9 protein-coding genes are annotated in these 16474 nt (G+C 60.0%); 3 read left to right on the plus strand and 6 right to left on the minus strand.

Annotated features, from left to right (window positions below; all coding sequences use genetic code 11):
• The first annotated feature begins 71 nt into the window (after positions 1-71).
• On the plus strand, positions 72-4823 hold the full coding sequence (dnaE, locus tag ACZ48V_RS09220) for a DNA polymerase III subunit alpha (RefSeq protein ID WP_464538463.1): 4752 nt from the start codon (positions 72-74) through the stop codon (positions 4821-4823).
• Positions 4824-5163: 340 nt separating this feature from the next.
• Here dnaE and ACZ48V_RS09225 read toward each other — a convergent pair whose 3' ends face one another.
• The 4 genes from ACZ48V_RS09225 to hutH form a co-directional block, all read right to left on the minus strand.
• Positions 5164-5694: a hypothetical protein gene (locus tag ACZ48V_RS09225; RefSeq protein WP_464538464.1), complete on the minus strand. Its 531-nt coding sequence runs from the start codon at positions 5692-5694 to the stop codon at positions 5164-5166.
• A gap of 149 nt (positions 5695-5843) precedes the next feature.
• A complete protein-coding gene (locus ACZ48V_RS09230) occupies positions 5844-6704 on the minus strand; it encodes a hypothetical protein (RefSeq protein ID WP_464538465.1) in 861 nt (286 codons plus the stop codon).
• Between the two features lie 103 nt (positions 6705-6807).
• Positions 6808-7986, minus strand: a complete 1179-nt coding sequence (locus tag ACZ48V_RS09235) for a hypothetical protein (RefSeq protein WP_464538466.1) — start codon at positions 7984-7986, stop codon at positions 6808-6810.
• A 304-nt stretch (positions 7987-8290) separates the two neighbouring features.
• Complete coding sequence (gene hutH / locus ACZ48V_RS09240) at positions 8291-9787, minus strand: histidine ammonia-lyase (protein WP_464538467.1); 1497 nt, start codon at positions 9785-9787, stop codon at positions 8291-8293.
• A 356-nt stretch (positions 9788-10143) separates the two neighbouring features.
• Between hutH and ACZ48V_RS09245 the strand changes: the two genes are divergently transcribed.
• On the plus strand, positions 10144-12003 hold the full coding sequence (locus ACZ48V_RS09245; protein ID WP_464538468.1) for a putative nucleotidyltransferase substrate binding domain-containing protein: 1860 nt from the start codon (positions 10144-10146) through the stop codon (positions 12001-12003).
• A gap of 17 nt (positions 12004-12020) precedes the next feature.
• Positions 12021-12701, plus strand: a complete 681-nt coding sequence (locus tag ACZ48V_RS09250; protein ID WP_464538469.1) for an exonuclease domain-containing protein — start codon at positions 12021-12023, stop codon at positions 12699-12701.
• A gap of 446 nt (positions 12702-13147) precedes the next feature.
• Here the strand turns inward: ACZ48V_RS09250 and ACZ48V_RS09255 are convergent, their stop codons facing one another.
• Both ACZ48V_RS09255 and parS read right to left on the minus strand, forming a co-directional pair.
• Positions 13148-15064: a propionyl-CoA synthetase gene (locus ACZ48V_RS09255; protein ID WP_464538470.1), complete on the minus strand. Its 1917-nt coding sequence runs from the start codon at positions 15062-15064 to the stop codon at positions 13148-13150.
• Between the two features lie 716 nt (positions 15065-15780).
• Complete coding sequence (gene parS / locus ACZ48V_RS09260) at positions 15781-16203, minus strand: type II RES/Xre toxin-antitoxin system antitoxin (protein WP_464538471.1); 423 nt, start codon at positions 16201-16203, stop codon at positions 15781-15783.
• Between the last annotated feature and the right edge of the window lie 271 nt (positions 16204-16474).

Here is a 16474-nt window from a genome sequence, read left to right on the forward strand (position 1 = left end):
GCGCCTGCTATGTGCTTCATTGGTAGGCCCCTCGCGCCGACCATTCCTGACCCTCGAATCGCCCCCGCGCTATGCACGACGAATTTTGCCATCTGCACTGCCATACGCAGTACTCACTGCTTGATGGAGCCGCCGGAATCGACACGATGCTCGACCGGGCCAAGCAAAAGCAGATTCCGGCTGTAGCAATTACCGACCATGGCAATCTGTACGGCGTGCCGGAGTTTTACACGACGGCCCGCAAGAAGGGCGTGCAGCCGATTATCGGATGCGAGTTCTACCTGACGCCCAGCGGGATCCACGATAAGACCGATAAGACGCGCTACCACCAGGTGCTGCTGGCGAAGAACGAAGAGGGCTATCAGAACCTGATCAAGCTCTCGTCAAAGTCGTATACCGATGGCTTCTACTACAAGCCGCGTATCGACCATAACTTGCTGCGCGAGCATCACAAGGGGTTGGTCGCGACCACCTGTTGCCTGCAGGGAGAAGTGCCGCAGGCAATTCTGAAGAAAGGGGAGGAGCAGGCCCGGCAGGTGTTCGAGATGTACCTCGACATCTTTGGCGATGACTACTACATTGAGCTGCAAGATCACAGCATCGGCGATCAGAAGACGTGCAACGAGGTGCTGGTGCGCTGGGCACGCGAGTACGACGTGCCGGTGGTCGGCACCAACGACGTTCACTACGTAGATCAGGAAGACGCCGAGGCGCAGGATGTGATGCTCTGCCTGCAGACGGGCAAGCAGTACAACGACCCGAACCGGATGCGCTTCGAGAACGATCAGTTCTACATGAAGGGTGCCCACGAGATGATGGACGCCCTCTCGGATCTGCCCAATCCGATTCAGCAGAACGCGCTGACAAACACGGCAGAGGTGGCCGCCAAGTGCGACTTTGAGCTGCCCATGGGCGACCTGCTCATGCCGCACTACCCAATTCCCGATCAGTTCGACGACGACATGGACGCCTATCTGCGCCACGTGTCGTTTCAGCGTGCGAAGGAGCGCTATGGCGAACCGCTGTCGCAGCGCGTGGTCGACCGGCTCAATCATGAGCTCGGTATCATCAAACAGATGGGATACGCAGGCTACTTCTTGATCGTGCAGGACTTCACCGAGGCCGCGCGCGACCTTGACGTGCGTGTGGGGCCCGGACGCGGGTCGGCGGCGGGGAGCTGCGTGAGTTATTGTCTGGGAATCACAAACGTGGACCCGCTCAAGTACGACCTGTTGTTTGAGCGTTTCCTGAACCCGGAGCGCGTGTCGATGCCGGATATCGACATTGACTTTGACGACCGCGGTCGCTCAAAGGTCATCGACTATGTGGTCGAGGAGTACGGGCGTGAGAATGTGTGCCAGATCATCACGTTTGGAACGATGGGGGCGAAGACCGTCATCCGTGACGTGGCACGCGTGCTCGACATCCCCCTAAGCGAAGCCGATCGCATCGCGAAGATGATTCCTGACGGCGTCGGGGTAGATCTCGATGACGCCTATGCAGAGGTGCCCGAGTTTCGGCAGCTTAAGCAGGCCGATGACCCCAAGATTCGCAAGATGATGCAGTATGCCGACGTGCTCGAAGGCTCGGCGCGCCATACCGGGGTGCACGCGGCGGGCGTGATCATTGCACCGGGCAAGGTGAGCGACTACGTGCCCGTGAGCGTGTCGAAGAGCAAGGGCGAAAAAGTCATGACCACCCAGTACGATGGCGACTGGGTCGAGGAGTTCGGTCTGCTGAAAATGGACTTCCTCGGGCTCAAAACACTGACGGTCATCAACGACACGCTCGATTTGATCAAAAAGAAACATGGCGTCGACATCGACATCGACGAGATTCCGCTTGATGATGAAGAGACCTACAAGCTCTTTCAGCGCGGCGAAACCGTCTCCATCTTCCAGTTTGAGTCAACCGGGATGCGCGAATGGCTGCGCAAGCTGGAGCCGACAGAGCTTAACGATCTGATCGCGATGAACTCCCTCTACCGTCCAGGGCCGATGGAGAACATCCCCACGTACATCGCCCGGAAGCACGGCCAGGAGACGGTGGAGTATCCGCATCCGATGCTCGAAGAGATTCTGGAGCCCACGTATGGCATCCCGGTCTATCAGGAGCAGGTGATGCAGATGGCCCAAGAGATGGGGGGCTTTACGCTGGGCAAAGCGGATATTCTGCGCCGCTGTGTGACGGGTGATACACTTGTCGTCGATGCAGACACCGGAGACCGGGTCCGTGTCGATGAGGTCGAACCGGGGATGTCTATTCTTACACTTGATGATGAGTACAAGCTCACACATACCCGCGTCACAGAGCGCTTCGACAACGGACGCAAACCCGTCTATCGCGTTACCACACGCAGTGGGCGCGAAATCACACTCACTGAAAACCATCCGCTCCGCACCGTGCGCGGATGGGCACGCCTATCTGACCTGTCGGAGGGGGATGCCATTGCCGTGCCCTCCGTGCTACCGGTAGCGGGACGTGAAGCGCCCGAGCGGGCACGCGTGGAGACAATTGCTTTCCTAATCGGGGATGGACAGACGGTACAGCAGCAGGGCTATGCCACAGCACGATTCTACAACAGCGATCCTGCGGTTCTTACAGCGTACAAAAATGCTGTAGCACAGCTTGGCGCCGAAACAAAGACCTATGAGCATGCAAAGACCGGCGTCAAAACCGTGACAGCCCGTGGGAAGGAAGGGGCCAAAAATCCCATCACGGCTCTGGTTCGTGAAACCGGCATCATCGGACGCGCCGAGTCAAAGCGTATTCCTGAGGAGGTCTTCCGGTACACACCTGAACGGCTGGCCTGTTTTGTAGGCTGTCTGTTCAGCACTGATGGCTCGATTGAGAAGACCAGAATCTCGTACAGCACGTCCAGCGCTACGCTGCGCGATGACCTTGCCCATCTGCTGCTTCGTCTTGGAATTCCAACTGTACGGCGTGCGCGCGAAACGACGCACCGAGATAACTATGAACTGCTCATAACCGACCAACGCGATGTTCTTCAGTTTGTATCGGCGGTAGGGTCGTACATTGTGGGGGCAAAGAAAGAAGCGCTGCGCCGATTGGCGAACCAGGCGTCAGGGCGACAGCGTAGCCACTCAATTTACAATGTGCCTGCAGCGGTTACACATGAGGTGAAACGGGCAAAGTATGCCAGTGGGCGCTCTTGGCGAGAGGGAGGCGAGCAGGTTGGGCTTCCAGGGGGTAATTTGTCGTCGAGACTTAACTTCTCGTCACCATCGCGGAAGCTCAGCCGCCATCGTTTGCAAGCACTCGGCGAGGCATTTGATAGCTCGGAATTGCAGCATATTGCCCGTGGAGAGGTGCTGTGGGATCCCATTGTATCTATTGAACCCGTAGGAACGCGCCGGGTCTATGACCTGGCCGTGCCTCCGCACGCTAACTTCGTCGCCTCGGATGTGGTGATCCACAATTCGATGGGGAAGAAGAAGGAGAAGATCATGAACGAGATGAAGGGCGAGTTTGTGCAGGGGGCTCGTGCGCAAGACGTCGATGATGCGACCATCGAGGAGGTGTGGGAGCTCATGGCGAAGTTTGCGGGATACGGGTTTAACCGCTCGCATGCGGCGGCCTACTCGATTGTGGCGTATCAGACGGCCTTTCTGAAGGCGCACTATCCGGCCGAGTTCATGGCGGCGGCCATGACGAACGAAATCGGCAACAACGATAAGCTCACGGTAGTGCTGGAGGAGGCGCGCAGCCTGGGGATTGAGATCCTGCCGCCTTCGATCAACCGCAGCGACGTACAGTTCACGGTCGACGACGGCGCCATCCTGTTTGGGATGGGGGCGGTCAAGGGCGCCGGCACGGGCGCCGTCGAAGCTATTATCGAGACGCGCAAGGAGCACGGGCCCTTCAATACGATCTGGGATCTGACCAAGCATCTGGATCTGCGCACCGCAGGCAAGCGGACGCTGGAGGCTCTTGTGAAGGCGGGAACGCTCGACGAACTCGAAGGGCACCGCGCGCAGCTTCTCGACGCAGTCGACATGGCCGTACGCTACGGACAAAAAGTGCAGGCTGACCGAGCGGCCGGGCAGAACTCGCTCTTTGGAGACGGCGGGGTCGGGGCCGATGAGATGGAGCCGTCGCTGCCCGACGTGGAGCCGTGGCCCAAAGGAAAACGGCTTAAGGCTGAGTATGAGGTGATCGGCGTCTATGTGTCGGGCCATCCGCTCGACGAGTACACGGCAGAAGCCGAGGCCTTCGCAAGTGCGCACTTCGGTAATACCGAGGCGCTGGAGCAGGCGATTGCAAACGCCAGTGGCGGCGACGGGCGCAACCGCGGTCCGGTACGTACGTTCTGCGGCATCATCACCGAAGTAAACCGGCGCACCACCAAAAACGGCAAGCCCATTGCATTTGCCAAGGTCGAAGACTTCACGGGGCAGGGCGAACTGGTGTGCTTTGCCAGCGTGCTCGACCGCATCCAGCCGTACCTGAACGTAGACGACGTGGTGCTGGTGAAGGGCAACGCCGAGGTGCGGGGCACGTCCGTATCCGTCATCGTGCAAGACGTGATGCCCATGTGGAAGGTACGTGAGCGCATGGTTAACGAAGTGGTCCTGGACGTTGACGCGGCCGCGCTGGACCGGCCGAAACTGAACCGGCTGCGCGACCTGTGCACGGAGCATCGGGGCAACTGCACGCTCTACTTCGACGTGCATGCATCCGAACTGCGCCGTCCGGAGCGCCTGCGGAGCCGTAAGTTTGTGATTGAGCCCACTTCAGGCTTTATGCGCGGCGTGAAGAAGCTCTTCGGCAACGACGCGGTGACCCTGAAAGGGAATAGTTAAGTAGGTCGGCGAAAATGCGTTTATCGGTAGCGGCGCAATGGTAAGTGATTGTCACGTAGGCTACTTCATCACAGTCCGCTGAAACCCCTGCTGCCTGCCGACATCTCCCCCTTGGAAAAAGGGAGAAACCCGACACGAGCCCGTAGGGCGACTGATGGAGCGAAGCGGAATAAGGGAGAGGGGGGGCAACCAAAATGAAGCTACGGTGTCAAATCGCTTCATCACTTAACGTCTATCCACTACCCGTTTATTCCTTGTCGCCGCGAGGAGAATGCGTGCGACGGACGGGGCGCTCTCGCCGCCAAGTCAACCTTTATGGTTTGCGCACGACCGAAAGGGGCTACCTCGGCATGTACTTCAGGTCGTACGATACGCCCTCAACATGGCCTGCTTCATTTACACGAACCACATAGCCTTTGTAATCGCTGAAAAAGGTGCCAGTCAGGAAGACCCATTCGCCGTCGTGCTGTTGGATTGCGTCCGTCTCTACGGGGTCGAAGAAGTCGTCTCCAGACAGCGTGACCAGCAGATTTCGAAACGCGCGTGCCGAGTCCGTGTCGAGGCGGAAGTCCGCGTCGATAAGGTTATCGAAGAACGGCATGCTCATGTTGGTGGTTGGTCTCCAAAAGGGGTACAGTTCTCCTTCATGGGCGTAGAGAATCCGCTCACGGCCAAGTGATCGGCCACTCTCGTCGGCACGTGACGAAAACGGGGTATAAGCAAGCTGATATAGGTTGTGCTGCAGCATATCGCTGGCTGCAGCCGATGCTACCTGCGTGAACTCAGTCTGGATGTCATCCAGAAAAAGCGCTTCAACCTCTTCGAGTTCGTTTTCCTGGGCAACGGCTACCTGAACACTCAGGCTAACCATGAGAAAAAGAGCGAGTGTTGATAAGAAAGGGGGGTACCAATGCATGATTGGGTGGAATGACGGGTGAGACAAATCGAAAAAAGACACCGCCCCGGTCGTATTGGGACGGTATGAGGTAAGGAGACGCTCTGTAATTTCTTGCAAGGAGGTTATTCCGGCCGCAGCTCAAGCAGGGGCCCGCCGCAGTGTGCGGAGTCGCTCTCGCCACTCATGCAGGCCATCATGGGCATGAAGATGGCTTCCCTGAAGCTGCCAAACACATCAGCACTTGCACGCACAGGAAAGAAAAGCTCCTGGCCAAGTATCGATTCTGGCGCTTGAGCGTGTGCCGTGTACGCAAACGAGAGTAGGCAGCTACCATCGTCTGTAGGTCCTTGCACGGTGAACAATCCTTGCACACTTTCAATGCCGACTTGACCGGCTTCGCACGCGGCAACGCGATCGGCGAAGCAGTCGATGGTGAGGCAAATGTCAGCGCCTAAATCATGCGCGGTGTATGCACCGGGGGCATCCCAGTCGTGCAACTGATTGAAGTCAACGTCTTGCATCATTGCTTGCACAGTATCTACATCAGCCCCGTCACGCGCTAACAGAACAACCATGAACTGGTCAATGAGAGCAAAGGCGCCACTTTCTCCGTCCGCATGCATGTAGCTTACGGCATGATCTTGCATAGACCAGTGCTCGGCGTGCCAGTCATCGGCCTGGGCCGGTCTGAAGATCTGCGGCTCGGAGAGAAAAGCTGCTTGATTGACATCCTTGCCAAAGGAGAGCACCACGCTGAAGTCGGCACCGGTCCTTTCCTCCGTATATTCGCCGACGGCGACAAGCCCTTCTCCTTCTGGGGCAGGCTTAACCTCTTGCAATGTAGCATCGCCCAATGTCTCAGGGAAGAGCGGCGTCAGGTCTTCACTCGATACCGCCTGTTCCTGTGCAACTACCGTGGTGCTGAGGAGGCTGCAGATGAGAACGAAAACGAGCGTCAAAGAAACGGGACTACGATAAGGCATAGCTATATCAGGTTGTGAATAGGTCGTTGATAGGTTGAAGACACTGCCCCGGTTTTGCTGAGGCAGCGGGAGGGGAGACGTTCAATGCAGGTCTGGCGAGATGCTACTGCATCATGTCGAGCAGTGGCCCGCCGCAGTGGCTGGAGCTGCTTTCGTCTTCCATGCAGGTTTGCATGGGGCCCATAATGTCTTCCTGAAAGTTGCCGTGCACATCGGCATCCTTTTCAACAGCGAAGAAAACTTTTGCGTCGACGAGATCGTCGTTTGGGTTGGCGGTAAACATGAACGACATCAAGCACGCGCCGTCGTCGGTCGCCTCCTCAACGGTGTAGAGCCCCCCAAGGCGACGCCCCAGTTGCCCACCCATCTGCCCGGACTCGCAGGTGGCAACGCGGTCGGCGAAGCAGTCGATGGTGAGACAGATATCAGGGCTCAGGCTATGCGCAGCGTATGTACCGGGGGCCTCCCACTCTTCGAACTGGTGGAAGTCGAGCTCTTCAAGCAAACCGCGCATCGCATCGGCGTCCTCAAAATCTTCAGCCATCATACTGATCATAAACTGATCAACCAGGGCAAAGGCGATGCTATTGCCCTGCAGGTGCATGTAGTGCATGGCTTGTCCCTGAATTGGCCAAGTCTCGGTCTCCCAATCGCTGGCTGCGGTGGCGCCCATCATCTGCATAGAGCTCAGTTCCTGGACAGCCGACTCAACGGCCGCGCCCAGACCAATGGCGAGCCTGAATTGCGTGGTGTGATCCTCCAGAAGGGCAGGCGCGAGCAAGCCGGGGGCCTCAACCGAGAGCGATTCGCCGACAGACGTTTCGAAGTCAACGCCGACGGCAGTGGGACCGCCGCCCTGCACGGCTACTGCAACAGACGCAGTGGTACGGCTGTCTTCGTCAACCGGGTATTGAATAGTGAAACGTCCGGCCTCAGAGGGGTCGGTCAGCGTAAAGGAGCCGTCAGAATTGACTACAACAGTTCCGCCTGCGATAAGAACGGGTTCACCGGGTGCAACCTCCATGCGATCTACCGTTACGGCTGTGAGCTCTGTAGGCAGATCGCTTAAGTCAGTGTACAGTCCGGCAGCAAGTATGCCAGACTGTGGGGTAACCGATTGCAGGGTGGCGGTGCCAAGTGTCTCAGGGAAGAGCTGCGTGAGGTCCTCGCTGGTCACGGCATTGTCTTGGGCAACTGCCGCTGTGCCGAAGAGGCCCGAAAAGAGAAAGAATGCAAGCGTAGAGAAAAGAAGTTCTGGATGGTCCCATGTTTGCCAGTACATAGTCATGCTATGTTGTTGTGATAGGTCTATACGACGCAACGAAACGCTACGTAGCATCTGTTAAAGCGACCTATCAGGCAAGCGGGGGGACGCAGCCGGTCTCAACAGGATGTTCAAAAAGAAACGTGCTGCAATACATGCAGCTGTTCGTTGCAGGATATCAGATTACACCGATGAAAGGAGTATATCGGAGAGGAAAGTCAATGTCAAGGCTGTGGCAGGGGGGAGCTGAGGCAGAGCAGACGCAAGAGCGCCATCAGGCGAAGTAAGGGATACAACGTTACGGAGACGCCATGGTGCGCCATCAGGTAAGCGGAGCACACGTAGAAGCAACGGTGTCGAGAAGGGTAGAGGATCGGATAAACGACCGTGCACGCTTCATGTCGGGCTCGAACATGTGGTCTTCCGTGCGATGAGGAATGGCCGAGCGGATCTGCTGGTGTGCCGCCTCTACCCCGCGCCCCGGACGCAGAGGTATGCGGAAGTCAAGCGCCTGTGCGGCGGTGAGCAGCTCGATTGCGAGCACTTGTTCGACGTTCTCAAGCACCTGTAGTGCCTGCACCGCTCCTACGCTACCCATGCTTACATGGTCTTCCTGGCCCAGGCTGGTGGGAATCGAATCGACGGCGGCAGGGTGGCACAGGCTTTTGTTCTCAGAGACCAGCGCAGCGGCAGTGTACTGCGGAATCATGAAGCCGGAGTTGATACCGGTGTTATTCATCAGCAGCTCAGGGAGGCCGTCGTGTCCCTCAAGAAGCAGGTAGGTGCGCCGCTCCGAAATGCTGGCGATCTCAGCCAGTGCAATAGCTGTGTAGTCAAGTGCAAGAGCAAGCGGCTGGCCATGAAAGTTGCCTGCGCTCACGATATCGCCATTCTCAAAGACAAGAGGGTTGTCTGTCACGCTATTGATCTCCCGCTCAACAACTTCGGTGGCGTGGCGGAGCGCGTCGCGACTGGCGCCGTGCACCTGCGGCACGCAGCGCAGACAGTAGGGGTCTTGCACCTTGCCGCAGGTGCGGTGCGACGCCAGAATCTCGCTCTCTTCCAGAAGCCGCCGTACATTTGCAGCAACGGCTGCCTGTCCGGGATGCGGACGTACGTGCTGCACGCGAGCGTCGAACGGCTTAATGCTTCCCTGCAGCGCCTCAAGGCTCATGGCCGCCACCAGGTCGCTCAGCTTAACGAACTGGTGCGCCTCATACAGCACGTGAGACGCATACGCGCTCATCTGCTGGGTCCCGTTAATAAGCGCGAGCCCGTCTTTCGGGCGCAGCGAGATCGGAGCAAGATCATGAGCGTTGAGCACGTCGCGCGCCGGACGCGTATCGGTGCCGTCGTGGGTCCAGAATGCGCCGTAGCCAAGTAGTGGAAGTGAAAGGTGAGCCAGCGGGGCCAAATCGCCCGAGGCACCCACGCTTCCCCGGCTGGGCACCGCCGGAATTAAGTCAAGCTCTACGAAGTCCAGCAGCCGTTCAAACGTAGTGGGAGAGATGCCAGAGTACCCCAGGCCCAGCGCATGAACCTTGAGCTGAAGCATCAGCCGGGTGATGGACTTCGGGATCAGGTCGCCCACCCCCACGGCATGGCTCAGCAACAGGTTGCGCTGTAATTGTTCGAGCTGGTCGGGGGCGATCTGCTTCTGCGCCAGCGCCCCGAATCCGGTGTTGATGCCGTAGTGGGGCATATCGTCGCGCAGGGCATCGTCTACCCGGGCGCGCGATGCAGCTACATCGGGAGCCCCATCGCGCAGGTCGGACATCCGATGAGCAAGGTCGCTGTGTAACGTGGGGAGTGCAATCATAGCAGAAGGAGGTGGGGCGTCTGGTTCCGGCACAAAGAGCAATCGCGCATCCAGCAAGCGCGCATCCAGCACGGCCAGAGCATGAGCATACGCAGTTTCGGAAGCGCTTTTCCTGCAAGTGCTTCACAGTATAGCATAGCGCTCCGTGCGCGTCAATCCGGGTGCAATAGTCGTAGGTATGCTGTATCTTGCGTTATATATTTACGTTGTATGTTTGTGAGGCAATCGTTGAACGCATTGCGCATACCGCCCCGAAGCGCAACCCGACAGCCACGCTCCACAACACACCGTTCAGTGTCCGGTATCCTGCTCGCAGGGTTCCCCTGCACGACTTCCTGCACGACTTCCTGACGACTATGTCTACGCCGCCCGTTGAAGTTACCGAGGTGCTGCGCTTCGTGCGCGACACGCCGCCGTTCGACACGCTGCCCGACGCGGCCCAGCGCCGCATTGCACAGCAGATCGAGATCACCTATGCGCCCGAAGGCACCGTGGTACTGCCGCTGGAGGCCGACCCCGAGACCCTCTACCTCATTCGTTCGGGCGCTGTGGAGCTGCACGACGACACCGACCGTCTCGTGGCGCGCCTCGATACGCACGATTTCTTTGGCTACCCGGCGCTTCTCACCGATACCCCTGCGCAGCGCCGCGCCACCACCATCGAAGACACGCTGCTCTACCAGTTTCCGGCAGACGTATTCGACGCGATGCGCAGCGACCACCCTGTGGTCGACCGCTTCTTCAACCGCGCTTATGCCGACCGCCTGCGCGACGCCATTCGCGAGCAGCAGACCCAGCAGGCGTTCACGACGCCCATCCAGCGCCTCATTACGCGCGAGCCGGTCACCGTCGATGCCAATGCACCCATTCGAGACGCCGCGCGCCGGATGTCCAAGGCCCGCGTCTCCTCAATCATCGTCGTGAACGGCGAAACGCTTGGCATCATCACCGATCGCGATCTGCGCAACCGCGTTGTGGCCGAAGGGCACGACCCCGGGGCGCCCTGCCACACCATCATGACCCGCGACCCGATCACGATTCAGGCCAGCGCCTACGTTTTTGAGGCGCTTCTTGCCATGAGCCGCCACAACGTGCATCACCTGCCGGTAGTCGACGGCGAGCAGGTGGTGGGGATGGTGACGACCACCGATCTGATGCGCCTGGAGGCTGATCACCCGGTCTACCTGGTGGGCGACGTGTGGAAGCAGACCTCGGTCGAGGGCCTGCAGTCTGTAGCCAACCGGCTGCCGCAACTCATGCAGCACCTGGTCGAGGCCTCCGCGCAGCCTGCCGACGTGGGGCGCGCTATCACAACCGTGGCCGACGCTATCACGAAGCGGCTTATCGAGCTGGCGTACGACGAGCTCGGGCAGCCGCCCATCCCGTTTGCGTGGATGGCCCTCGGCTCGCAGGCCCGTCACGAAATGTCGATTCACTCCGACCAGGACAACGCCCTCGTGCTGTCGGATGACTACGACCGCATTCAGCATGGGCTCTACTTTGAGCGCCTCGCCGCATTCGTCTGCGACGGACTCAACGCCTGCGGGTTTGTCTACTGTCCGGGTGACGTGATGGCGACGACCGACCGGTGGCGGCAGCCGGTGTCGACGTGGCGGCGCTACTTCCGTGACTGGATGGAGGAGCCGCATCCCAAATCGCTGATGCATGCCAGCATCTTCTTCGACTGGCGCCCCGTAGCCGGAGCGGTGCAGCTCGGGCACAACCTGCACCGTTTCGTGCTCAACCGAACGCCCGACCAGTCTATCTTCCTCGCCAGCCTCACTGTTAACGCTCTTGAGCACACCCCGCCGCTCGGCTTCTTCCGGCAGTTCGTGCTGGAGCGCCACGGCGGCGAAACCAAAACACTTGACCTGAAGCTGAACGGACTCGTTCCCATCGTCGACCTGGCCCGCATCCATGCGCTCGACCGGGGGCTTACGCCCGTAAACACGCTGGAGCGCCTGCAAGCCCTCGGCGCAACCGGGTCGTTCGCGTCGTCCGACGCCAACGACCTCACCGACGCCTGGTCGTTCATCGCTTCGGTACGCATGCGGCACCAGGCCCAGCAGCTTCGCAAAGGCACGCCTCCCGACAGTTACGTTGCCCCCGACGCGCTCTCTGACTTTGAACAGCGCCACCTGAAAGACGCGTTCAAGATCGCCCGTCGCATGCAGTCGGCCCTCGACCAGCGCTACCAGACGCACTTCATCCGATAGACACCCGGCATCCTTCTATGCTTTCTTCGCTCTGGCTTGACATGCAGCGATGGTGGTGGCGGCGTGGCGCTGTGGAGGAGCCGCTCTGCACCGTGCTTGCTGCATCCCACCCGGGCCGAAGTACGCCCGTCCACAAGACGCGCATCATCGCCGTCGATCTGGAGCTGACCGGACTCGATCCGCGCACCGACCAGATCGTGTCGATCGGGTGGGTGCCGATCGAGAACGGACGCGTACGGCTGGCCCGGGCCGAGCGTGTCTTCGTGCAGATCGACGGTTCGGTCGACCACAGCGCCACCGTGCATGGCATCGTCGATGCCTCGCTCCGAGAGGCCGTTCCGCTTCGCGACGCGATAGGTCTGTTATTGCAAGACATGTCAGGAGGCGTTCTTCTTGCGCACCATGCCCCGGTCGAAACCGGCTTTCTGAACGTCGCCTGCCGATCGCTCTTCGGCGCGCCCTTGCTCGTCCCGGTTATCGACACCGTCCCGCTCGGACGTCGCCTCATCGAGCGGGGTACACGGTCGGCCTCCGACACCGACCTCGGACTCGAAGCGCAGCGCCGCCGCTTCCACCTGCCGCCGTACCCGGCCCACGACGCTCTCACCGACGCCGTGGCCACCGCCGAGCTCTTTCTGGCCCACTGCGCCCGCCTCGACGGCACCGGCGGACTGCCCCTCTCGGTCGTGCTGCGCTGAGACACAGACGATACAGCACGATGGCACAGGGCAGGAGGGAAGCGGACCGCTGAGAACCTGTTTTGATTTCTTAATTTGGGCTGCGAGCGGCTCCGCTGGACTGGGGCCGAAGGTCATGCCCCTGGTGCAAATTGTCCCCGATATCGGCCCGTAACCCCGGCTACGAACCTCTATCGTGGTCCAATTTTCGCCGCAGCGGCCCTCGCTCTCGCCCGCAAACCAAAACCCAAACAGGTTCTGAGGGGCTTCGGTGAAGAGACATCTCGCTATCCGCGCGGCCCGCGCCTTGCCATCGCAGAGATCGCCCAGGTGTCCGCTCCCATCGCCTACCGAACATCCCGCCGCGTACAGCCTGCGCTCAGCACGACGGCTTCGTTGAAGGCACTTCGTCCTCACCCGCGTCCGGTGGTCTCGCAGCAGATGATTCCGCGAACGGCGCTCCTAAATCAGGAAGCCTCCTTGTCGCGGCCTTCGGCCAGGCCGATCTCTTCGAGCGCGCTGGCCATCTCGTCCAGGATGCGCGGGTCGTCGATGGTTGCTGGAACGTTGAACGGCTGGTTGTTCGCGATCTTCCGAATGGTGCCGCGCAGCGTCTTGCCCGACCGCGTCTTCGGTAGCCGTTTAACGACGGTCGCCTTCTTAAACGAGGCAATCGGACCAATACGGTCGCGGACCATCTGAATCACCTCGTCGACTACCTCCTGCGGGGCGCGGTCGACCCCCGAGTTGAGCACAAGAAAGCCCACCGGCACCTCGCCCTTCAGCTTATCCACAACACCCAGCACCGCACACTCAGCTACGTCCGGATGGTCGGCCAGCACCTCTTCCATCGCGCCCGTAGACAGGCGATGTCCGGCCACGTTGATGATGTCGTCCGTCCGCGCCATAACATAGATGTAGTCATCCGTATCGATGTAGCCGGCGTCGGCCGTTTTGTAGTAGCCCGGAAACTCCTGCAGGTACGCCTCCTTGTAGCGTGCGTCGGCGTTGTACAGCGTGCTCAGCGTGCCGGGAGGAAGTGGAAGCTTGGCCACGAGGTCGCCAATTTCACCAGGACCCCGCGGCGTGCCGTCGGGACCCACGACCTGCACATCCCACCCCGGCGCGGCCTTGGTCGTCGACCCGTACTTGACCGGGAAGCGGTGCAGTCCCATACAGTTGGCAGCAATAGCCCAGCCGGTTTCGGTCTGCCACCAGTGGTCGATAACGGGCACGTCCAGATTTCTCTCAGACCACTGAATGGTATCCGGATCGGAGCGCTCGCCCGCCAGAAAGAGAATCTCGAAATTAGAGATGTCGTAGTCGCTGATCAGCTTCGCCTCCGGATCCTCCCGTTTGATGGCGCGATAGGCGGTGGGGGCGGTGAACATGCACTTTACGTCGTGCTCAGCGATTACGCGCCAGAACACGCCCGCATCGGGAGTGCCCACGGGCTTCCCTTCAAACAGGACGGTCGTGCATCCCTTGAACAGCGGCGCATACACGATATACGAGTGGCCGACCACCCAGCCCACGTCCGAGGCGGCCCACCATACGTCGTCCTCGTCGATGTCGTAGATCGCCTTCATGGTCCACTTCAGCGCCACCGCATGCCCGCCGTTGTCGCGAACCACGCCCTTCGGCTTTCCGGTTGTGCCCGAGGTGTAGAGAATGTAGAGCGGGTCGGTTGCCGCTACCGGGACGCAGTCTACGGGGGCGGCCTCCGCCATCAGTGCACGCCATTCCCTGTCGCGTCCCTCAACGAGCGAGGCCGTTTCCTGCGGACGCTGAAAGATGACGCACGTCTCCGGATCGGCCTCAGACAGCTCAATGGCCTTGTCGAGGAGTGGCTTGTACTTGATGATGCGCGAGCCCTCAATTCCGCATGACGCAGACACAACGGCCTTCGGATCGGCGTCGTCGATGCGCGTGGCCAGCTCCTTGGCCGCGAATCCGCCAAACACCACCGAGTGAACGGCTCCGATACGTGCACAGGCCAGCATAGCAATGGCCGCCTCGGGAATCATCGGCATGTAGATGACCACCCGGTCGCCCTTAACCACGCCTTGCTCGGCAAGCACGCCCGCAAACCGGGCGACCTCATCGCGCAGCTCCGCATACGTGTACTTTTTGATGGTGTCGGTGACGGGGCTGTCGTAGATCAGCGCCACCTTGTCGCCACGCCCCTGGTCTACGTGCAGGTCCAGTGCGTTGTAGCACGTGTTCAGCTCACCGCCCACAAACCAGCGGTAGAACGGCGCATCGGAGGTGTCGAGCACCTGATCCCACTTTTTGTACCAGTGCACATCCTCTGCGACCTCGCTCCAGAATCCCTCAGGGTCGTCGATTGACTGCCGGTAGACGTCCTCGTACGTATTGGCCATAGCCTGCCTCTTGCATTGGTTGAGATGGAGTGGAATCCGGTGCACCTCTTTGCTGGAACCGCTTTCATTATGCGATATCGTGAAGATTCGCACATAAGATTCTACGAAATTGGTCTTGTACTGTCAAGTTTCTTTCGTCGCAATCCGGTTCCGCAGCTATGCCGTGACTATCAGCGTACAACACCGGTACGCGATACAGGGCAGGAGGGAAGCGGACCGCTGGCGTTCCGGTGCGGCAGCAGCTCGCTACCCGAACTGCCCACGCCCTGCCCCAGCAGACATCGCCCAGGCGCCCGCTCCCATCGCCTGCCAGACCGTCCGCCGCGTACAGCCCGCGCATCTGCCGGCCGAGCACATGCACCCACGCGCCCACCCGCTAACGATACAGGAGGACAGCGGAAAAGACGAAAGCACGCTGCGCCCAATCGCTCCCCTGGAGAGGAGCGCTGTCGCGCAGCGACTGAGGGATGGATGTGAAGGCTGGCGACATTGGCACCGCAACTCAAACTCATCCCCCTGAATCTCTCTTCAGGGAAGGGGGAGACGAGCGGAGGCGCCCCGTCCCCAATCGCTCCCCTGGAGAGGAGAGCTGTCGCGTAGCGACTGAGGGGTGGATCTGAGAGGAGAGATCTGCTCTAAATGAGCAGTAACATCCGGGTCGGGTGTGGAACGAATGCACGGAGTAAATAGAGAGACGCAAGAGAGCAAGCAATGGGCTACAGCGCCACGCCATGCTCGATCTGGCCCAGCAGCTGATCCACGCGACGGGCACCGGGCTCGGTATCCGCAAACTGAAGCGGCGGTTCATCGCCCAGGGCCATATTAGGTATGTGCATCCACGTGCGGGCATCTTCAGTCGTGCCAAACACCGCCTCGGCATGACGCACCAACCGAAGCAGCCGCAACGCCCGCTCCGACTCATCGGGGCGCCGCCCCCCGTCCTTCTTGCGGCGCGTCAGCGTGCGCTTTGGAATCCGCACCACGCGCGCAAGCTCGGCATCCGTAAGGTCAAGCGCCTTCTTGATGTGCGTGAGAATCGCCGTCGGCACGCCCTCACGAATGAGCGCGATCGTCTCCATCGGGGAGGCATCGGGAGCCGTAGCCTGTTCTGCGGCTGAAGGGAGCGGAGTGCGCGACATAATTGTGTCAGCCACTTGACAAGGAAGTGCGTGCCGGGTGCGCCACCACGGTGCTTACACTGGTATGGTTCCTCTTTGTTAGCAAGACCTGATACCAACTCCACAGGTCCCAGGCAGCCAACTTGAGGACGATGTCGTTGTCGACGAGGACAACCAAAGCTGTTGGACGTGGATGTCAAAGAAATGAGGATGGGCTCGTCGTTACGCAGCTACAGGCTGATCTACGGAGCCCTATCCCAGCTCCGCGAGGATTAAACCTGACAGGTCTCGG

The organism is Longimonas haloalkaliphila, from assembly GCF_055379825.1.